Origin of the sequence: Pseudomonas sp. W15Feb9B (assembly GCF_000828175.1) — a bacterium.
Lineage (GTDB): Bacteria > Pseudomonadota > Gammaproteobacteria > Pseudomonadales > Pseudomonadaceae > Aquipseudomonas > Aquipseudomonas parakoreensis.
The window spans coordinates 1-18,199 of record NZ_JTKF01000059.1 but is presented as its reverse complement, the minus strand read 5'-3'; the positions used below and the strand labels follow the sequence as shown (position 1 = coordinate 18,199).

Here is an 18,199-nt window from a genome sequence, read left to right as displayed (position 1 = left end):
TTCAGAACCTGTGGGTTGAGCGTTACGCCGTTATTTGAAGTCGACGTCGAACGCCTGATAGAACGCGTTACCGGTGTTGGCGACGATCCACATCAACACGATGACGTGACGGCCCTTTTTGTTGGCCGGCAATTTCACCGAATGATTGACCTTGGCCTTCAATTCCCCCGGATAGCTGTAATACGGCACCTGAGTGTAGAAGTCTTCGGCGAAAGGCTGCGCTTCGAGTTGTGCACGGGAAATCCGCTGTTTCGGATCCCAGCCATCCTTGGTGATCAGCCAGCGATAACCACGGGTGGTGTGTGGCGCGGTGTATTCCCACTTAACTTCCAGCGTCTGGCCCGGGGTGACGCTGAGCAGCGGCCAGTTGAACGGACGGTTGAGCTTTTTGCTCATTTCCTCGTCGGTGAAGTTCACACAGTCACGGGCATCGGTCTTGCCACCGCTGAGAATGTAACCGTCGGCGGGTGGTGTGACGCTATCGCTGTCACTGCCATAGGGCGCAGGAAAAGGTCCTGCCGTCAGCGCCGGGAAGTTCTTGCCGCCTTCCATTTCGTTGACCTGCCAGGCACCGAGCAATCCTTGCTCGATGGCGACCGCACCGCGGCTGGCTGGAGAGGTGACGCGACCGTGTCGCAGTTGGGTTTGAGCTTGTGGTTGATTCATGTTTTTCACTCCGTTGATTTAAGAACTCTCCTGTCCGAGGAGAGGCCTTCAAGCTAACGGAGGTGGTTTTTTTGTCCATCGGCGGTTTTGTCGCAGGCAATCGGCATCTCTAGTGGAAAACGCCGCAAATACTGGATGCATATACAGCCAATTGCGACAACGCCCACCTGACGCATGGCTAAAGGCCTACACGCCGACACAGCAAAAACCCGCATTCATCACTCACTCCAACTGTGCCTGATATTCCTTCTCGTATTGCCCGGCGAGCTGTTCCTTTTGCTTGTCGTCGAGCAACTTGCCGGCCATCTGGAAGAATTTCTGCTCTTCCTCCTTGAGATGGTGATGAACCTTGTCGGAAAGTTTTTTAGCGGTGGCCAGCCACGCCGGGCTGGACATCTCGGTCTCATCCAGTTCTTCCATCATCTCGTCCATTTCATGGTGTTCCGAGATCGCGTGACGACTGAGATCGACGCCGTTGTCGAACTCCATCAACGGGATATAGAAGTGGCGCTCTTCGGCGGTCTCATGAGCCTGCAGTTCGGCCTTGAGCTGTTTGTAGGCTTCGACCCGCTCCGGGGTGTCGCCGCTGGTTTCGACCAGAGCTTTGGCGTAATTGCGCTGACGGTCGTGGCTTTCGCGAAGGGCTTCGAAAATATTCATGGGGGGTCCTCATCAACCGCGTTCGAAATGACGCTGTAGAAGCTAGACCCCGACGCAACAGCGGCGGTTCCAAAGGGATGAGCACGGACTTGGAAAGCGCCTGCCGGGCAGGATAGGCTGCGCGTTCACCTCACAAGGAAGTTGCGTATGACGTTGCGAATCGAGCTGTCACAGAACCCCACGGAAGAACAGCGCAAGGCAATCCTCGAGCCGTTGATTGCCTACAACGACGCCCAGACCGGGGGCTCCACGTCGGAACCGTTCGCCCTGCTGGTGCGCGATGAACACGACGCGATACTCGGCGGCTTGTATGGCCGGGTGATTTTCCAGTGGATGTACATCGAGTTGCTTTCGGTGCCGGAACAGGGGCGCGGCCAAGGTATTGGCTCGAGACTGATGACCATGGCCGAAGAGCTGGCCAACGAGAAGCGCTGCCTGGGCATCTGGCTGGATACCTTCGATTTTCAGGCGCCGGAGTTTTACAAGAAGTTGGGATTCAGCCAGTTTGGCGAGATCGTCGACTATCCGCCGGGGCATAGCAGGCACTATTTCCAGAAGCGCCTGAAGGGTTGAATTTCAAGAGCCCTTCGCGAGCAGGCTCGCTCCCACAATGGAATACATTTCAAACAGTGGGAGCAAGCCTGCAGCCGCTCAGCGCAATATCAAAGACAGGTCGCCAACCCCGCCAAACGCCGCTTGGCGACAAAATCATCCTTCTGCACGTAGTAATTGAGCACCGTCCCCGACGCATCGCTGGTCACGTCGACAAACGACTCTGCCGAACGGGTATACACCGTCGAGCCGCCCTTCTTGCCCGGTTGCAGATACGCGCCGGCGTCCACGCCAAACACCGCCTCGTCCTGCCAGGCGAATTGCACGCACTGGGCCACGACTTTCTCTGGCTTGTCCGAGGTCAGAACCTTGTAAGGGGCTTTGGTGCGAGAATCATCCATCACCGAACCCGCGCAGCCCGCCAGCACGGTCGCGGCCAGCGCTACCATCAGAATTCGCATTGCATTCGCTCATTCAGAAAAAAGCGGACTGTATCATCGCAACAGGCAAAATCGTTCTGCTTTACTGCATTTATAGCGCGACACACGCCGGCCGCTCCGGCACCCTAGGGTCATCAGCCTGACAAGGAATACACATGGCGCCCACCGACCAGCGACATGAGCAAGCCCTGAAACTGTTTCTCGAAGCACGCCCCGAATTGCGCGAAACCCTCGATCACCTCAACCCGCTGCTGGCCCAGGCCAAGGGCGAAACCCCGGCGCAGTATCGTGAGGAGCGCCTGCACGAAGCCTTCGAGGCTGAGGCGGAGAATCAAGGCCTGTTCGCTTGGGAACTGACCTTGCAGCTCACGGCGCAAACGCCCGAGGAGTACCAGGCTCAGCGCATGGAGGTGCACCGCGAAGTGGCGGAAATGGCCCACATGAGCTGGACCGATTACTGCGATCTGTACGGGTTGGAACCTTAACCGCCGCTCAAGGATATCGTCACCGATGCTGCCCTCCACTTCGACTCACCGCGCCACGTCCGGGCATTTGCATCGGCAGAAATGGCGTGGCCGTATCGGTCTGGCACTGGTGGCCAGTCTGTCCGTGCTGGCAGGCATGACCGATGCTATCGGCTTCATGGCCAGTGGCGATTTCGTGTCCTTTATGAGCGGCAACACCACGCGGCTGGCGGTGGCGATCAGTGACGGCGACCTCGGACTGACGCTGCGCCTGGTCATCCTCGTCGTCACGTTCGTGATCGGTAATGCCTTGGGCATCGTGATCGGTCGCCTCAGTGGTCGGCGCACACTGCCCTTGCTGCTGTGCATCGCCACCCTGCTGTGCTTCGCGGCCGCGTGGCCGTATGACACGCAACTGCCGGCGCTGCTGGCGGCGATCATCGCGATGGGCATGCTTAACGCGGCGGTCGAGGAAGTGAATGGTCTGCCGGTCGGTCTGACTTACGTGACCGGCGCGCTATCGCGCTTCGGCCGTGGACTCGGCCGCTGGATGCTCGGCGAACGCCGTAACGGCTGGCGGGTGCAACTGGTGCCGTGGAGCGGGATGTTCATCGGCGCAATTCTCGGCGCGGTACTGGAACATCATTTCGGGCTTCGGGCGCTGTTCGCCAGCGGCTTGCTGGCGGCGGCGCTCGGTGTGCTGTCGCTGAGCATTCCGCGGCGTTGGCAACTGGGCTATATGCCCCGCTGATCGAAACCACATCGGCTCCCACACAAAACACCACGCTTCACTTGGGTTTCGCGGCTGCCTTCATAAAGCTTTATCATGGCCGCAGTTTTGCTGATCGAGTCCGTCATGAAGTTCGCCATTGCGCTGTTTTCCGCCGCCCATGCGCCCTCCTCGCGCCGTGCCCTGCTGTTTGCTCAGGCGGCGCTGGCTGGTGGGCATGAGATTGTCCGGTTGTTTTTCTATCAGGACGGCGTCTACAACGCCTCCGACGCGGTGGTCACCCCGCAGGACGAACTGGACCTGCCCAAACAGTGGCGTGCGTTCATCACCGAGCAACAACTGGACGGCGTGGTATGCATCGCCGCCGCCCTGCGTCGTGGCGTACTGAATGACGAAGAGGCCAGGCGTTATCAGCGTGATGCCGTTGCGGTCAGCGCGCCGTGGGAGTTGTCCGGCCTCGGCCAGTTGCACGATGCGGTGCAGGACGCTGATCGACTGATCTGTTTCGGAGGTGCGTGAGATGGCCAAATCCCTGTTGATCATCAGCCGCCAGTCGCCATGGTCCGGCCCCGGCGCCCGCGAGGCGCTGGACATCGTGCTGGCCGGCGGCGCGTTCGATCTGCCGATCGGCCTGCTGTTTCTCGATGACGGCGTACTGCAATTGGCCGCCGGACAGAACGCCAAGGCCCTGCAACAGAAAGACCTGAGCGCCAACCTGCAGGCGCTGCCGATGTTCGGCGTTGAAGAACTGTTCTACTGCACCGACAGCGCCAGCGCCCGTGGCCTGAGCACGCTGTCGCTGGACGAAGCGCAGCCGCTCGGCGCCAGCGAAATCAGCGCCCTTATTGACCGTTACGACCAGGTGATCACCCTCTGATGTCGACTTTGCATGTGTTGTCTCATTCCCCGTTCGGCGACGAGCGCCTGAACAGTTGCCTGCGCGTGATCGGCGCTGCCGACGCCCTGCTGTTATCCGGTGACGCGGTGTATGCCCTGCAACCCGGCACCGCGCCATTCACCACGCTGAACGAGCGCCGGGTCAAGCTGTTCGCCCTCGCTGAAGACCTGCAGGCCCGCGCCATCGTTGCTCCCGACTGGGCAGAGGCCATCGATTACCCGGCATTCGTCGAACTGTCGATCCGCCACGACAAGGTCAACAGCTGGCTATGAACTCGATGACTGTCGGCGCCCGCGCCATCGAACTGGACAAGGACGGTTTTCTGGTCGACCTCGACGACTGGTCCCATGACGTCGCCAGCGCCCTTGCCGCTGCCGAGGACATCGAACTGACTGCCGAACACTGGGAAGTCCTCGAACTGCTGCGCAGCTTCTACGCGGAATTTCAGCTGTCGCCGGCCACCCGTCCATTGATCAAATACACCGCACTCAAACTCGGCCCGGACAAAGGCAACAGCCTGCACCTGAATCGACTGTTCAAAGGCACCCCTGCCAAACTCGCCGCGAAACTGGCGGGCCTGCCCAAACCGACGAATTGCCTATGACCGACTTTCCAGCGCTGACCCTCGAAACGCCCGCCGAGCACCCGTTCGCGCAGTTCGTACGGATCCTCGGCAAGGGCAAACGCGGCGCACGCGACCTGACCCGTGAAGAAGCCCGGGAAGCCATGGGCATGGTGCTCGACGACAAAGTCGAAGACACCCAGCTCGGGGCCTTTCTGATGCTGCTACGGCACAAGGAAGAAAGCGCGGAGGAAATGGCCGGTTTCACCGAAGCCTTGCGCGAGCGCCTGTCAGCGCCAACGCTGAATGTCGATCTGGACTGGCCGACCTATGCCGGCAAGAAACGCCATCTGCCGTGGTACCTGCTGGCGGCCAAGTGCCTGGCGCAAAACGGCGTGCGGATTTTCATGCACGGCGGCGGCGCGCATACCGCCGGGCGTCTGTACACCGAACAACTGCTTGGCGAGCTGAACATCCCGCTGTGCCGCACGTGGCAGCAGGTCGGCAACGCGCTGGACAACGGCGGCCTGGCATTCATGCCGCTAATGGACTGGGCGCCGCAGTTGCAGAAGATGATCGACCTGCGCAACACCATGGGCCTGCGCTCGCCGATCCATTCACTGGCACGGATTCTCAACCCGCTGCGCGCCCGTTGTGGCCTGCAAAGTATTTTTCATCCGGGCTATCAAGCGGTGCATCGCGAGGCCAGCGGTCTGCTCGGCGACACGGCGATCGTGGTCAAGGGCGACGGCGGCGAGATCGAGATCAACCCGGATGCCGACAGCCATCTATACGGCACCAAGGGCGGCGAGAGCTGGGATGAAGAATGGCCGCAACTGTCGAGCCAGCGCCACGTCAAACCGGCCTCGCTGGACGTTGAACATCTCAAAGCGGTATGGCGTGGCGACGTGGTCGACAGCTATCCGCAAATGGCCCTGATCTCGACCATGGCCCTGGCCCTGCGTGGCCTCGGTCAAAGCCGCGAGCAAGCCTTTGAAACCGCCGAGCAATACTGGGCCGCGCGCAACAAATCGATTTAACCGATCATAGACGCCCGATCTTTGCGCTTTTTGTTCGAACTCATCGGAATAGACTCGGCTCCAACGCTTATTGGATTCAGGAGTCTTGATCATGGGTTTACTCGTCGATGGCCACTGGCAGGACAAGTGGTATGAAAGCAGCAAGGACGGCGCGTTCCAGCGCGAACAGGCGCAACGTCGCCACTGGGTCACCGCTGACGGCCAGCCCGGGCCGAGCGGTGAAGGCGGTTTCGCCGCCGAAGCCGGGCGCTATCACCTCTATGTATCGCTCGCCTGCCCGTGGGCGCACCGCACGTTGATCCTGCGCAAGCTCAAAGGTCTGGAAAGCCTGATCGACGTGTCCGTGGTCAGCTGGCTGATGCTGGAAAACGGCTGGACCTTCGACAAGGCCTTGGGCTCGACCGGCGACAAACTTGATAATTTCGCTTTCATGCACCAGCGCTACACCGCCGACACCCCGGACTACACCGGGCGCGTCACGGTGCCGGTACTGTGGGACAAGAAACTCAAGCGCATTGTCAGCAATGAGTCGGCGGAAATCATCCGCATGTTCAACAGCGCCTTCGATGGCCTGACCGGTAACGAAATGGACTTCTACCCGGCACCGCTACGTGGCGAGATCGATGCACTGAACGAGCGGATTTATCCGGCGGTGAACAACGGCGTGTATCGCGCCGGCTTCGCCACCTCGCAACAGGCTTATGAAGAGGCGTTCGACGAGGTGTTTGCCGAGCTGGATCATCTGGAGCGAATACTGGGCGCCAATCGTTACCTGACCGGTGAATACCTGACCGAAGCCGACGTGCGTCTGTTCACCACGATGATTCGCTTCGATGCGGTGTATCACGGGCACTTCAAGTGCAATCTGCGGCGGATTGCCGATTACCCGAACCTGTCGAACTGGCTGCGTGAACTGTATCAGTGGCCGGGGATTGGCGAGACCGTGGATTTTCAGCACATCAAGAATCACTACTACGGCAGCCACAAGACCATCAATCCGACGGGGATTGTGCCGAAGGGGCCGGCGCAGGATTTCAGCGGGGCGCATGATCGGGCGCGTTTGGCTGGCAAAGGAGTCTGGCGCAAGGGCTGAGATTTTTATTGTTTTTGAGGGCCCCATCGCTGGCAAGCCAGCTCCCACAGGGATTTTGGTGATGCTGAAGATTGCAGTTTCAACACAAAACCTGTGGGAGCTGGCTTGCCAGCGATGGGGTCACTCGATTTTTAGACCTGCGCCTGAGCCCCTTCGAACCACGCCAGCTTCTCGCGCAGCTGCACCACTTCACCGACGATCACCAGTGTCGGCGCATGCACTTCATGCTCCGCCACCAGACGCGGCAGATCCGCCAGCGTGCCGGTAAAGACCCGCTGATTGACCGTCGTGCCCTGCTGGATCAACGCCGCCGGGGTATCCGCGCTGCGACCGTGCTTGATCAATTGCTCGCAGATCACCGGCAAGCCCACCAGGCCCATGTAGAACACCAGCGTCTGCGCCGGGGCGACGAGGTCGGCCCACGGCAGATCGGTGGAACCGTCCTTCAGGTGACCGGTGACGAAACGCACCGATTGCGCGTAATCGCGGTGGGTCAGCGGAATCCCTGCATACGCCGCGCAACCGCTGGCCGCCGTGATCCCCGGCACCACCTGGAACGGAATCCCGTGGGCCGCCAGCTCTTCGATCTCTTCACCGCCGCGACCGAAGATGAACGGGTCACCGCCCTTCAAGCGCACCACCCGCTTACCGGCCTTGGCCAGGTCCACCAGTTGCTGGTTGATCTGGTCCTGCGGTACCGCATGGTCGGAGCGCCGCTTGCCGACGTAGACACGCTCGGCATCGCGACGGCACAGCTCAAGAATCGCCGGCGCGACCAAGCGGTCGTACAGCACCACGTCAGCTTGCTGCATCAAACGCAAGGCGCGGAAGGTCAGCAGATCCGGATCACCCGGACCGGCGCCCACCAGATACACCTCACCGGTGGTGATGTCCGCCTCGCCATCAATCTTGGCCTGCAACAGACGCTCGGCCTCGGCGCCCTGCCCGGCCAGTTGCCGGTCGGCAATCGGGCCCTGGAACACGTCTTCCCAGAACCCGCGACGCTGCTGCACATCGGGAAACAGGTTTTTCACCTGATTTCGAAAACGTGCGGCAAGGCCGGCCAACTGGCCGTAAGTCGAAGGAATCCAGGTTTCGATCTTGGCGCGAATCAGCCGCGCCAGCACTGGCGCATCGCCGCCGCTGGACACCGCGATGATCAGCGGCGAGCGATCGACGATCGCCGGGAAGATCACGCTGCATAGCTGCGGCGCGTCGACCACGTTGACCGGCACGCAACGCCGATGGGCATCGCTGGAGACCTGCGCATTCAGCGTTTCATCGTCGGTGGCGGCGATGATCAGCCCGCAACCGTCCAGATCCGCTTCCACATAACCACGCAACAGGCATTCACCACCGCTGGCAGTGACCAGTTCGCGCAGTTGCGCTTCGATTTCAGGTGCGACCACCCGCAGCAGCGCACCGGCATCGGCCAGCAGGCGGGATTTGCGCAAGGCAATTTCCCCCCCACCGACCACCAACACACGACTGCCGCGCAGGTTGTGAAACAGCGGCAGATATTTCATTTAGCCGATGACCTCAAGGCCACCCATGTACGGTTTCAGTACATCCGGCACGCGGATCGAACCGTCGGCCTGCTGGTAGTTTTCCAGCACGGCAACCAGAGTACGACCGACCGCCAGGCCGGAACCGTTCAGGGTGTGTACCAGTTCAGGCTTGCCGGTTTCCGGGTTACGGAAACGCGCTTGCATACGGCGGGCCTGGAAGTCGCCGCAGTTGGAGCACGACGAAATTTCGCGGTACTTGTCCTGGCTTGGAATCCACACTTCCAGGTCGTAGGTCTTCACGGCGCTGAAGCCCATGTCGCCGGTGCACAGCGCCAGGGTGCGATAAGGCAGACCCAGCAGTTGCAGGACTTTTTCGGCGTTGGCGGTCAGGCCTTCCAGCGCTTCCATCGAGGTCGACGGCTCGACGATCTGGACCATCTCGACTTTGTCGAACTGGTGCTGACGGATCATCCCGCGAGTGTCACGACCCGATGCGCCGGCTTCGCTGCGGAAGCACGGGGTGTGCGCGACGAACTTGATCGGCAGCAGTTTCGAATCGACGATTTCACCGGCCACGATGTTGGTCAGCGACACTTCAGCAGTCGGGATCAGGTACAGATCGGCTTCGCCTTCGCGAGCGATCTTGAACAGGTCTTCTTCGAACTTCGGCAGTTGACCGGTGCCTTGCAGCGCCGGGGCCTGAACCAGATAAGGCGTGTAGGCCTCTTCGTAGCCATGCTCGTTGACGTGCAGGTTGATCATGAACTGTGCCAGGGCGCGATGCAGGCGAGCAATCGGGCCACGCAGCAAGGCGAAACGGGCGCCAGAGAGCTTGGCGGCGGTTTCAAAGTCCAGCCAGCCGAACTTCTCGCCCAGCGCGACGTGGTCCTTGACCTCGAAATCGAACTGGGTCGGCGTGCCCCAGCGACGCACTTCGACGTTGTCGTCTTCATCTTTACCGACCGGTACCGATTCGTGCGGCAGGTTGGGGATACCCAGCAGGATCGAGTCCAGTTCGGTCTGGATCGCGTCCAGCTCGACTTTACCGGCACTCAGCTCGCCCGCCATGCGCTCGACGTCCGCCATCAGCGGCGCGATGTCTTCGCCGCGCTGCTTGGCCTGACCGATGGATTTGGAACGCGCGTTACGCTCAGCCTGCAGTGCTTCGGTGCGGGTCTGGACGGTCTTGCGCTGTTCTTCCAGCGCTTCGATGCGCGCGGTATCCAGGGCAAAGCCACGGGAAGCCAGGCGGTCCGCTACGTCCTGAAGGTTGCTACGTAACAGTTTGGAATCGAGCATGTCGGTTTCTCGTTATCAAAGTTTGGTCAGGGACAGGCCGGCCCACGTCGCGAGCAGCCCGCCGAATACGCTGATCGCCGCATAGCCCAGGGCCAGCGGCACTTGCCCGCTTTCCAGCAGGCGCACCGTATCCAGTGAAAAGGATGAAAAAGTCGTCAGCCCCCCGAGGAAGCCGACCATTAACCCGGCACGCACCTCGATCGGCACCTCCGGGCGTATCAAAAACAGGCCGTACAACACGCCAATCAGCAGACAGCCCACGATATTAACGGCCAGCGTCGCGGTATAGAAGTGCCGCGGCCAATTGGCGTTGACCCAATTAGCGGTGGCGAAGCGCAACAGCGTGCCGGCGATTCCGCCGACGGAGACCGCAACAATCAATGGAAGCACTATTTTCTCCGCTGTCTTGGGCTTAAACGGTCGAGTTGCGCGAGATGGTTGAGCTTCTCGCCGATCTTCAATTCCAGGCCACGGGGCACCGGTTGATAGAACGGAATGGGCTCGAGCTCTTCCGGGAAATAATCTTCGCCGGCAGCATAGGCGTCCGGTTCGTCGTGGGCGTAGCGGTATTCGTCGCCATAGCCCAATTGCTTCATCAGTTTGGTCGGCGCATTGCGCAAGTGCAGCGGCACTTCCAGCGAACCGTACTCGGCAGCCGCGCGCAGCGCGGTCTTGAAGCCCATGTACACCGCGTTGCTTTTCGGTGCACAGGCCAGATAGGTGATGGCCTGGGCCACCGCCAGTTCGCCTTCCGGACTGCCGAGGCGCTCCTGCACCTCCCACGCTGCCAGGCACAGACTTAAAGCGCGCGGGTCGGCGTTACCGATGTCTTCGCTGGCCATGCGCACCACGCGTCGCGCCAGGTACAACGGATCGCAACCGCCATCGATCATCCGCGCGAACCAGTACAGCGCGCCATCAGGGTTGGAACCGCGTACCGATTTGTGCAGCGCGGAAATCTGGTCGTAAAACGCTTCGCCGCCCTTGTCGAAGCGCCGTCGGGTGTCGCCGAGCAGGCTTTGCAGCAGCTCGGTGCCCATTTCGCTGTTGTCTTCGGCCAGGTCCGAGGCGTTCTCCAGCAGATTGAGCAGGCGCCGGCCATCGCCATCGGCCGCCGACAACAGCATCTGGAAGCCTTCATCGCTGAGGGTCAGGTTGCGCTTGCCCAGGCCACGCTCTTCAGTGAGCGCGCGGTGCACCAGTTTGCGCAGTGCCGTCTCGTCGAGGCTTTTCAGCACATAGACGCGAGCCCGCGACAACAGCGCGTTGTTCAATTCAAACGAAGGGTTTTCAGTGGTAGCGCCGATAAAAATCAGCGTGCCGTCTTCAACGTAGGGCAGGAAGGCATCCTGCTGCGATTTGTTGAAGCGGTGCACTTCATCGACGAACAGAATCGTGCGCTTGCCGTATTGGCCGGCCTGCTGCTTGGCGATTTCCACCGCCTGACGGATTTCCTTGACCCCGGCGAGCACTGCCGAGACCGTTTCGAAATGCGCGTCCGAGACTTCCGCGAGCAAGCGCGCCAGGGTGGTCTTGCCCACACCCGGCGGTCCCCAGAAGATCATCGAATGCAGGGCACCCTGCTCCAGCGCCTCACGCAGAGGCTTGCCGCGAGCGAGCACGTGCTCCTGACCGACGTACTCATCCAGATTGGTCGCGCGCAAACGCGCGGCCAGCGGCTGGGCAATCGGTGCACTGCGAAACAGATCCATCACGTAGCGTTGAAACCTCTGATTGTCTTAAGCGTGTTGGAACACCTGTGGCGAGGGAGCTTGCTCCCGCTGGACTGCGTAGCAGTCCCCGCTTTTGATTCAAGAGCGGGGCAGCTTCGCGCCCCAGCGGGAGCAAGCTCCCTCGCCACAAAGGCTCCAAGCCACAAGAACCCGACCCGGGGTCCGGGGTTTATTCCTGGATAACGTCAGCACCCTTCGGGATGTCGAACTTGAACTTCGACGCCGGCACCGCTTCGTTGGCCTTGACCCCGGTGAACAGGATGTTGGTGCGCTGACCAACGCTGTCGATCAGTTGCATGTCATTGACCAGGCCGTTGCGGAACGACAGACGCAGACTGTCGAACAGGGTGTCCTTGGTCTTCGGCTTGAGGGTGAAGTCGATCACGCCACCCGCCTCTTTGGCACTGATCTCAAAGCTCTGGCTGATCTTCGACACGTCACCGGAGAGCAGCAGCGCCGGGGTCTGGGTCAGGCGCTCGTCGAGCTTCTTGATGGTCGCCTGTTCCAGGTCCGGGTCCCACAGGGTGACCTTCTTGCCGTCGGAAACCATGGTCTGCTCGTTTGGCGCTTCGGTGTGCCAGTAGAACAGGCCCGGACGCTGCAGGACCATATCACCGCGAGTTTCCTGCAACTGGGTGCCGCTACCATCGAGGGTCAGCTGCGAGAAGTTCGCGGTCAGGGTTTTCGATGTTTCCAGCAATTGAGTCAGACGCGCCACGTCCTTGTCATCGGCGTGGGCCGTGAGCGTGGTCAGCGCCAGTACTGGCAACAGCATGCGGATAAGACGCATGGGAGTCCTCTTGAATACTCGTTGGGAGAGCGGCGGCACATCATTGTCCCGCCTCTTGCTTGGCAATCAGTCGCGAACCGGGCCGGGGGCCAGAACTTCACGCGAACCGTTGGTGTTCATTGAGGTCACGACCCCGGCCATTTCCATGGCTTCGATCATGCGCGCAGCGCGGTTGTAACCGATCTTCAGCTTGCGCTGTACCGCAGAAATCGACGCCCGGCGGCTTTCCAGCACGAACTGCACGGCTTCGTCGTACAGCGCGTCGGTCTCGGCATCATCACCGTCGCCACCACCGCTGCTGCCTTCAAAGCCGCTGCCCGCCTCTTCGACACCGTTGAGGATGTCATCGTTGTATTCCGGTGCGCCACGCAGTTTCCACGCTTCCACCACGCGGTGTACTTCATCGTCGGAAACGAACGCGCCGTGTACCCGGATCGGCAGGCTGGTGCCCGGCGGCATGTAGAGCATGTCACCGTGACCGAGCAGTTGCTCGGCGCCGCCCTGATCGATGATGGTCCGCGAGTCGATCTTGCTCGACACCTGGAACGCCATACGGGTCGGAATGTTGGCTTTGATCAGACCGGTGATCACGTCCACAGAAGGACGCTGGGTCGCGAGGATCAAGTGGATACCGGCGGCACGTGCCTTCTGCGCGATACGGGCGATCAGTTCTTCGACCTTCTTGCCGACGATCATCATCATGTCGGCGAATTCGTCGACCACCACAACGATGGTCGGCAGCTTCTGCAGCAATGGCGCTTCGTCGTGAATGCTTTCGCGCTTGTACAGCGGATCGCTCAGCGGCTCACCGGCGTCCTGGGCTTCCTTGACCTTGGCATTGAAGCCGGACAGGTTTCGCACGCCCATCTTCGCCATCAGCTTGTAACGGCGCTCCATCTCGGCAACGCTCCAGCGCAGGGCGTTGGCGGCGTCCTTCATGTCGGTCACTACCGGGCACAGCAGGTGCGGAATGCCTTCGTAGATCGACAGCTCGAGCATTTTCGGGTCGATCATGATCAGTTTGGCGTCATCCGGGCCGGACTTGAACAGGATCGACAGGATCATCGCGTTCACGCCCACCGACTTACCGGAACCGGTGGTACCGGCCACCAGCAGGTGCGGCATTTTCGCCAGGTCGGTGATGACCGGTTTGCCGCCAATGTCGTGGCCCAGGGCCAAGGTGACCGGCGACTTGAAGTTGTCGTACTCGGGGGTCGACAGCACTTCGGAGAAACGCACGATCTGCCGGTCTTCGTTGGGAATTTCGATACCGACCGTGGTCTTGCCCGGAATCACCTCGACCACGCGCACGCTGGTCACCGCCAGCGAACGTGCGAGGTCTTTGGCCAGGTTGGCGATACGGCTGACCTTGACGCCAGCGGCAGGCTGGATTTCGTAACGGGTAATCACCGGGCCCGGATGGATCGAATCCACGGTGACTTCGACACCGAACTCCTTGAGCTTGATCTCCAGCAAGTGGCCGACGGCAGCCAGGGATTCCGGCGAATAATTGAGTTGTTTCTTTTCCGCCGGATCGAGAATCGAGATCGGTGGCAAAGTACCTTCCACGGCGCTGTCGACGAACAACGGCACCTGTTTCTCTTTCTGCACGCGCTTGCTTGGCTCCGGTGCTTTGACCGGGGCCGGGGCGATGACCGGCGGCACCTGCTTCTCGCGGTCCGACATGTGCTTGCTCAAGGCCTGCTCGCGCTCGATCAGGCGCTCCTTGACCTTGGCCTGTTCACGCTTGTCGGTAACGGTCGGCGCCACGACGTCGTGGACGCGGTCATCGACCTCACGCAACTGCGCGACCAATTGCTTGCGCTCGGTACGGGCCGACCACCAGCGGTTGATCGCGCCCTGAAACAGTTCGAACAGGTCGAGGGTGATCTTGCCGGTGACGTCCATCACCTTGAACCACGACAGGTCGGTGAACACCGTCAAGCCGAACAGGAACAGCGCGATGAACAGCAGCGTACTGCCCTGGATATTCAGGGCGTTGCGCGCCAGGTCACCGAGACTTTCGCCCAGCGCCCCGCCCGCACCGGCCGGCAGACCGGTGGCGGCATGGAAATGGATATGCGCCAGCGCCGCGCCGGACAGCACCAGAAACACCAGACCGATCAGGCGCCAGGAGAACAGCCAGCCACTCCACTGCCAGGGTTCGTGGCGTTGACGGAAAATTTGATACGCCTTGATCGCCAGCAGCAACGGGAAAATGTACGCGAAATAACCCAGCACCATGAACAGGATGTCAGCGCTGTAGGAACCGGCGGGGCCGCCGAAATTCTGCACGTCGTCGATCTTGCTGTTGTGGCTCCAGCCCGGATCGTCCTTGCCGTAGGTCAGCAAGGCCATCATCAGGAACAGGCACAAGGCACCGATGGCGATCAATGCACCTTCCTTGAGCCGGTAGTGCAATTGCTGGCGCCAGAGCGGAACGACTGTTTTTGGTGCTGCGGTGGATTTCTTCAAAACGCTTCTTTTCCTGCGCCCAAGGCGCGTCCATCTATTGAATGACGATAAAAAACTGCCCAATCCAGGCAGGTAAAAAAGTGAACCGGCGCATCTGAGACTACTTTTAACACTGTGCCGCAGCTTTTATAAACACAGCTATAAACACAGCGCTCTACAAATATTCTGTAACAGCCCTGCATTGTACGGGTTTGCGCGGCTGATGCCATGCTTCAAACCCCTTAGCTGAGCATAGCCAACCGCACAAATCCTGCGGTTCAATTTGAGCATGCATTGTCTTTTGTGACAAAGGCTTATGAGGTGTATTTGATGAACGCAGCGAAGCATTCACGCCTGATCATTCTTGGCTCCGGTCCTGCCGGCTACAGCGCCGCCGTATACGCTGCCCGCGCCAACCTCAAACCGGTGGTCATTACCGGGTTGCAGGCCGGTGGCCAGCTCACCACCACCGTCGAAGTCGACAATTGGCCCGGCGACGTCGAAGGCCTCACCGGCCCGGTACTGATGGAGCGCATGCAGAGACACGCCGAACGCTTTGCCACCGAGATCGTTTACGACCACATCCACACTGCCAAGTTGCAGCAGCGCCCTTTTGAGCTCATCGGCGACAGCGGCACTTATACCTGCGACGCCCTGATCATCGCCACCGGCGCTTCGGCGCAGTATCTGGGACTGCCCTCGGAAGAAGCCTTCGCCGGCAAAGGCGTCTCGGCCTGCGCGACCTGCGATGGCTTTTTCTATCGCAATCAGGTGGTCGCCGTGGTGGGCGGCGGCAACACTGCCGTCGAGGAAGCCCTGTACCTGTCGAACATTGCCAGAGAGGTGCACTTGATCCATCGCCGCGACAAGTTGCGCTCGGAGAAAATTCTCCAGGACAAACTGTTCGAAAAAGCCGCCAACGGCAACGTTCACCTGCACTGGAACCAGAATCTGGACGAAGTGCTGGGCGATGCCTGCGGTGTGACCGGCGCGCGCCTGCGTGACAGCCACACCGGGCAGACCCGCGAACTGGCCCTGGCCGGCGTGTTCATCGCCATCGGCCACAAACCCAACACCGACCTGTTTCAGGGCCAGTTGCCAATGCGCGACGGCTATCTGCTGGTCAAGGGCGGCAGCGACGGCGACGCCACCTCCACCGAGATCCCCGGCGTCTTCGCCGCTGGCGATGTGGCCGACCATGTCTACCGCCAAGCGGTGACCTCGGCCGGTGCCGGTTGCATGGCGGCACTGGACGCGGAGAAGTATCTGGACGACATTCCTGTCATTTAACGGCACACTTTATCGCGGGCCTCGCGCCCGCACCGCCCTCCCCTTCTGCAAGCCTGGACGCCATGCTGACTTGGTTACAACGCAATTCCCTGACTTTCCCGCCCCTGGAAAAGGCCATGCGCGATCCCAATGGATTGCTGGCTGCCGGTGGCGACCTGTCCGCCGATCGCCTGGTGCAGGCCTACCGGCACGGCTGTTTTCCATGGTTTTCCGAGGGCCAGCCAATCCTCTGGTGGTCGCCGGATCCGCGCACCGTTCTGTTTCCCGACGAACTGCATGTCTCGCGCAGCCTCGGCAAGCTGCTGCGCAAGCAACGCTACCAGGTGACCTTCGATCGGGATTTCGCGGCCGTGATTCGCGCCTGCGCCGCGCCTCGGGACTACGCCGATGGCACCTGGATTACCGAAGCGATGCAGGACGCCTACCTCGAACTGCACCGCCGCGGCTTCGCCCACTCGGTCGAGGTCTGGGATCAGGGCCAACTGGTCGGCGGCCTGTATGGCCTGGCGATGGGTCAGCTGTTTTTTGGTGAATCGATGTTCAGCCGCGCCGACAACGCCTCCAAATATGGCTTTGCCACGCTGGTGCAGCATCTGAAAGACGCGGGATTCGTTCTGATTGATTGCCAGATGCCGACCGATCATCTGCACAGCCTCGGCGCCCGGGCGATCCCCCGCCACGAATTCGCCAACTACCTGGCCCGCCACCTGGATCAATCCAGTCGCGCCACCTGGGTTTGCTGAGCGACTTTTGCGCGCGTGGCTTACACTTAATTCACCAGCTTATCCCGAGGGTTGATCATGACCGAGTTGGCGCGCTTGAAGTTCTATGCCACTCAGCCTCATTCCTGCAGTTATCTGCCCGAGGAGCAGGCGACGACGCTGTTTCTCGACCCGAGTCAGCCCATGGATGTGCACGTCTACGCAGACCTGTCGGAAATGGGCTTTCGCCGCAGCGGCGACCATCTGTATCGGCCCCATTGCCAGAATTGCAATGCGTGCGTGCCTGCACGCATCCCGGTGGCGCAGTTCAACCCCAACCGCCAGCAGAAACGCATTTTCAAACGCAATGCCGATCTGCAGGTGCGCCCGGTGAAACCGCATTTCAGCGAAGAATATTTCGACCTGTACCAGCGGTATATCGAACAGCGACACGCCGACGGCGACATGTACCCGCCAAGCCGCGACCAGTTCTCGACCTTTCTGGTGCGCGACCTGCCCTTCTCGCGCTTCTATGAATTTCGTCTCGACGGACGGCTACTCGCCGTCGCGGTGACCGATCTGCTGCCCAACGGCTTGTCGGCGGTCTATACCTTTTACGAACCTGACGAGGAGCGCCGCAGCCTGGGACGCTTCGCGATCCTGTGGCAAATCGCCGAAAGCCAGCGTCTGGGGCTGGAAGCGGTGTATCTCGGATACTGGATCAAGAACTGCAAAAAGATGAACTACAAGACCCAATATCGCCCCATCGAATTGCTGATCAATCAGCGCTGGGTAATCCTGAACTAATCGCGAACCCTAAACCCCTTGGCTTGCCCCCCCTTTTTCGGGCACAATGCACGCCGCTTTTGCCTGGCGCAGTTGCACCGGGCCATTCATTGGACACCGAGGGCTTTACTGCATGTCGAAAGAAGACAGCTTCGAAATGGAAGGCACTGTCGTCGACACCCTGCCCAACACCATGTTTCGTGTGGAGTTGGAAAATGGGCACGTCGTAACCGCGCATATCTCCGGCAAGATGCGCAAGAACTACATTCGTATTCTTACCGGTGACAAAGTGCGCGTCGAGCTGACGCCCTATGACTTGAGCAAAGGGCGCATTACTTACCGCGCTCGCTAACCAAGTCAATACAAGACGCCCGGTTTATACCGGGCGTTTTTGTTTGTCTGGGATTTGTTGGTTTTGTGTGTATATCCATTGCTTCGGGTGCTGCCGCTGGCGGTTTCGCTCTTACAGCGAGTCACCTTTTCCAGACGCCGAAAAGGTAACCCAAAAGGCTTTGGGTATGACTCACCCACAT

At 60.4% G+C, this 18,199-nt stretch carries 22 protein-coding genes; 13 read left to right on the top strand and 9 right to left on the bottom strand.

The window, feature by feature from the left end; genetic code table 11:
• Positions 1-30 precede the first annotated feature (30 nt).
• Together OC71_RS24490 and OC71_RS24485 are read right to left on the bottom strand one after the other, a co-directional pair.
• Complete coding sequence (locus tag OC71_RS24490; protein ID WP_041074242.1) at positions 31-666, bottom strand: lytic polysaccharide monooxygenase auxiliary activity family 9 protein; 636 nt, start codon at positions 664-666, stop codon at positions 31-33.
• Between the two features lie 222 nt (positions 667-888).
• Entirely contained in the window at positions 889-1,326 is a 438-nt protein-coding gene (locus OC71_RS24485; protein ID WP_041074240.1) for a hemerythrin domain-containing protein, read from the bottom strand.
• A 147-nt stretch (positions 1,327-1,473) separates the two neighbouring features.
• Between OC71_RS24485 and OC71_RS24480 the strand changes: the two genes are divergently transcribed.
• Entirely contained in the window at positions 1,474-1,899 is a 426-nt protein-coding gene (locus tag OC71_RS24480; protein ID WP_041074238.1) for an N-acetyltransferase, read from the top strand.
• A gap of 89 nt (positions 1,900-1,988) precedes the next feature.
• On the opposite strand, the gene OC71_RS24475 is transcribed toward OC71_RS24480, so the two are convergent.
• Positions 1,989-2,339 (bottom strand): hypothetical protein, encoded by a 351-nt coding sequence (locus OC71_RS24475; protein ID WP_041074236.1) that lies wholly within the window; start codon positions 2,337-2,339, stop codon positions 1,989-1,991.
• Positions 2,340-2,473: 134 nt separating this feature from the next.
• Here OC71_RS24475 and OC71_RS24470 point away from each other — a divergent pair, with 134 nt between their 5' ends.
• The 8 genes from OC71_RS24470 (at position 2,474) to OC71_RS24435 (ending at position 7,105) form a co-directional block, all read left to right on the top strand.
• A complete protein-coding gene (locus OC71_RS24470) occupies positions 2,474-2,803 on the top strand; it encodes a DUF6388 family protein (RefSeq protein WP_041074234.1) in 330 nt (109 codons plus the stop codon).
• A 25-nt stretch (positions 2,804-2,828) separates the two neighbouring features.
• Positions 2,829-3,533, top strand: a complete 705-nt coding sequence (locus OC71_RS24465; RefSeq protein ID WP_041074232.1) for a YoaK family protein — start codon at positions 2,829-2,831, stop codon at positions 3,531-3,533.
• A 105-nt stretch (positions 3,534-3,638) separates the two neighbouring features.
• Positions 3,639-4,031: a sulfurtransferase complex subunit TusD gene (gene tusD / locus OC71_RS24460; RefSeq protein WP_041074269.1), complete on the top strand. Its 393-nt coding sequence runs from the start codon at positions 3,639-3,641 to the stop codon at positions 4,029-4,031.
• A 1-nt stretch (position 4,032) separates the two neighbouring features.
• Positions 4,033-4,389: a sulfurtransferase complex subunit TusC gene (gene tusC / locus OC71_RS24455; RefSeq protein WP_041074231.1), complete on the top strand. Its 357-nt coding sequence runs from the start codon at positions 4,033-4,035 to the stop codon at positions 4,387-4,389.
• Complete coding sequence (gene tusB, locus OC71_RS24450; RefSeq protein WP_041074229.1) at positions 4,389-4,682, top strand: sulfurtransferase complex subunit TusB; 294 nt, start codon at positions 4,389-4,391, stop codon at positions 4,680-4,682. Before tusC ends, tusB begins: the two co-directional genes overlap by 1 nt.
• A complete protein-coding gene (locus OC71_RS24445; RefSeq protein ID WP_003223861.1) occupies positions 4,679-5,014 on the top strand; it encodes a TusE/DsrC/DsvC family sulfur relay protein in 336 nt (111 codons plus the stop codon). The genes tusB and OC71_RS24445 overlap by 4 nt, the downstream gene beginning before the upstream one ends.
• On the top strand, positions 5,011-6,012 hold the full coding sequence (locus tag OC71_RS24440) for a glycosyl transferase family protein (RefSeq protein WP_041074226.1): 1,002 nt from the start codon (positions 5,011-5,013) through the stop codon (positions 6,010-6,012). The genes OC71_RS24445 and OC71_RS24440 overlap by 4 nt, the downstream gene beginning before the upstream one ends.
• 91 nt (positions 6,013-6,103) lie before the next feature.
• On the top strand, positions 6,104-7,105 hold the full coding sequence (locus tag OC71_RS24435; protein ID WP_041074224.1) for a glutathione S-transferase family protein: 1,002 nt from the start codon (positions 6,104-6,106) through the stop codon (positions 7,103-7,105).
• Positions 7,106-7,236: 131 nt separating this feature from the next.
• On the opposite strand, the gene cysG is transcribed toward OC71_RS24435, so the two are convergent.
• The 6 genes from cysG to OC71_RS24405 all read right to left on the bottom strand — a co-directional run bounded on the left by cysG (position 7,237) and on the right by OC71_RS24405 (position 14,910).
• Entirely contained in the window at positions 7,237-8,631 is a 1,395-nt protein-coding gene (cysG, locus tag OC71_RS24430; RefSeq protein WP_041074222.1) for a siroheme synthase CysG, read from the bottom strand.
• Positions 8,632-9,912 carry a serine--tRNA ligase gene (gene serS, locus OC71_RS24425; protein ID WP_003223852.1) on the bottom strand — a complete coding sequence of 427 codons (1,281 nt, stop codon included), beginning with the start codon at positions 9,910-9,912 and terminating at the stop codon, positions 8,632-8,634.
• A 15-nt stretch (positions 9,913-9,927) separates the two neighbouring features.
• Positions 9,928-10,302: a fluoride efflux transporter CrcB gene (gene crcB / locus OC71_RS24420; protein WP_041074221.1), complete on the bottom strand. Its 375-nt coding sequence runs from the start codon at positions 10,300-10,302 to the stop codon at positions 9,928-9,930.
• On the bottom strand, positions 10,302-11,624 hold the full coding sequence (locus OC71_RS24415; protein WP_003223849.1) for a replication-associated recombination protein A: 1,323 nt from the start codon (positions 11,622-11,624) through the stop codon (positions 10,302-10,304). The genes crcB and OC71_RS24415 overlap by 1 nt, the downstream gene beginning before the upstream one ends.
• Positions 11,625-11,814: 190 nt before the next feature.
• Positions 11,815-12,435 carry an outer membrane lipoprotein chaperone LolA gene (gene lolA / locus OC71_RS24410; protein WP_041074219.1) on the bottom strand — a complete coding sequence of 207 codons (621 nt, stop codon included), beginning with the start codon at positions 12,433-12,435 and terminating at the stop codon, positions 11,815-11,817.
• 66 nt (positions 12,436-12,501) lie between these two features.
• On the bottom strand, positions 12,502-14,910 hold the full coding sequence (locus OC71_RS24405; protein ID WP_084234290.1) for a DNA translocase FtsK: 2,409 nt from the start codon (positions 14,908-14,910) through the stop codon (positions 12,502-12,504).
• 309 nt (positions 14,911-15,219) lie between these two features.
• Here OC71_RS24405 and trxB point away from each other — a divergent pair, with 309 nt between their 5' ends.
• The 4 genes from trxB to infA all read left to right on the top strand — a co-directional run bounded on the left by trxB (position 15,220) and on the right by infA (position 18,018).
• Positions 15,220-16,179 carry a thioredoxin-disulfide reductase gene (gene trxB, locus OC71_RS24400; protein ID WP_041074215.1) on the top strand — a complete coding sequence of 320 codons (960 nt, stop codon included), beginning with the start codon at positions 15,220-15,222 and terminating at the stop codon, positions 16,177-16,179.
• A gap of 62 nt (positions 16,180-16,241) precedes the next feature.
• A complete protein-coding gene (gene aat, locus OC71_RS24395) occupies positions 16,242-16,922 on the top strand; it encodes a leucyl/phenylalanyl-tRNA--protein transferase (RefSeq protein ID WP_041074213.1) in 681 nt (226 codons plus the stop codon).
• 57 nt (positions 16,923-16,979) lie between these two features.
• Positions 16,980-17,687 (top strand): arginyltransferase, encoded by a 708-nt coding sequence (locus OC71_RS24390; protein ID WP_041074211.1) that lies wholly within the window; start codon positions 16,980-16,982, stop codon positions 17,685-17,687.
• 112 nt (positions 17,688-17,799) lie between these two features.
• Positions 17,800-18,018, top strand: coding sequence for a translation initiation factor IF-1 (gene infA / locus OC71_RS24385; RefSeq protein WP_002553999.1), 219 nt, complete (start codon positions 17,800-17,802; stop codon positions 18,016-18,018).
• Positions 18,019-18,199 lie beyond the last annotated feature (181 nt).

Excerpts from the sequence above, each read along its gene's own strand:
- tusD (WP_041074269.1), top strand. The coding sequence starts at position 3,639 with ATGAAGTTCGCCATTGCGCTGTTTTCCGCCGCCCATGCGCCCTCCTCG.
- trxB (WP_041074215.1), top strand. The coding sequence starts at position 15,220 with ATGAACGCAGCGAAGCATTCACGCCTGATCATTCTTGGCTCCGGTCCT.
- lolA (WP_041074219.1), bottom strand. The coding sequence starts at position 12,435 with ATGCGTCTTATCCGCATGCTGTTGCCAGTACTGGCGCTGACCACGCTC.
- OC71_RS24390 (WP_041074211.1), top strand. The coding sequence starts at position 16,980 with ATGACCGAGTTGGCGCGCTTGAAGTTCTATGCCACTCAGCCTCATTCC.
- OC71_RS24435 (WP_041074224.1), top strand. The coding sequence starts at position 6,104 with ATGGGTTTACTCGTCGATGGCCACTGGCAGGACAAGTGGTATGAAAGC.
- OC71_RS24485 (WP_041074240.1), bottom strand. The coding sequence starts at position 1,326 with ATGAATATTTTCGAAGCCCTTCGCGAAAGCCACGACCGTCAGCGCAAT.
- OC71_RS24445 (WP_003223861.1), top strand. The coding sequence starts at position 4,679 with ATGAACTCGATGACTGTCGGCGCCCGCGCCATCGAACTGGACAAGGAC.
- aat (WP_041074213.1), top strand. The coding sequence starts at position 16,242 with ATGCTGACTTGGTTACAACGCAATTCCCTGACTTTCCCGCCCCTGGAA.
- tusB (WP_041074229.1), top strand. The coding sequence starts at position 4,389 with ATGTCGACTTTGCATGTGTTGTCTCATTCCCCGTTCGGCGACGAGCGC.
- OC71_RS24490 (WP_041074242.1), bottom strand. The coding sequence starts at position 666 with ATGAATCAACCACAAGCTCAAACCCAACTGCGACACGGTCGCGTCACC.
- serS (WP_003223852.1), bottom strand. The coding sequence starts at position 9,912 with ATGCTCGATTCCAAACTGTTACGTAGCAACCTTCAGGACGTAGCGGAC.
- OC71_RS24465 (WP_041074232.1), top strand. The coding sequence starts at position 2,829 with ATGCTGCCCTCCACTTCGACTCACCGCGCCACGTCCGGGCATTTGCAT.
- OC71_RS24475 (WP_041074236.1), bottom strand. The coding sequence starts at position 2,339 with ATGCGAATTCTGATGGTAGCGCTGGCCGCGACCGTGCTGGCGGGCTGC.
- OC71_RS24470 (WP_041074234.1), top strand. The coding sequence starts at position 2,474 with ATGGCGCCCACCGACCAGCGACATGAGCAAGCCCTGAAACTGTTTCTC.
- OC71_RS24415 (WP_003223849.1), bottom strand. The coding sequence starts at position 11,624 with ATGGATCTGTTTCGCAGTGCACCGATTGCCCAGCCGCTGGCCGCGCGT.
- cysG (WP_041074222.1), bottom strand. The coding sequence starts at position 8,631 with ATGAAATATCTGCCGCTGTTTCACAACCTGCGCGGCAGTCGTGTGTTG.
- infA (WP_002553999.1), top strand. The coding sequence starts at position 17,800 with ATGTCGAAAGAAGACAGCTTCGAAATGGAAGGCACTGTCGTCGACACC.
- OC71_RS24480 (WP_041074238.1), top strand. The coding sequence starts at position 1,474 with ATGACGTTGCGAATCGAGCTGTCACAGAACCCCACGGAAGAACAGCGC.
- tusC (WP_041074231.1), top strand. The coding sequence starts at position 4,033 with ATGGCCAAATCCCTGTTGATCATCAGCCGCCAGTCGCCATGGTCCGGC.
- OC71_RS24440 (WP_041074226.1), top strand. The coding sequence starts at position 5,011 with ATGACCGACTTTCCAGCGCTGACCCTCGAAACGCCCGCCGAGCACCCG.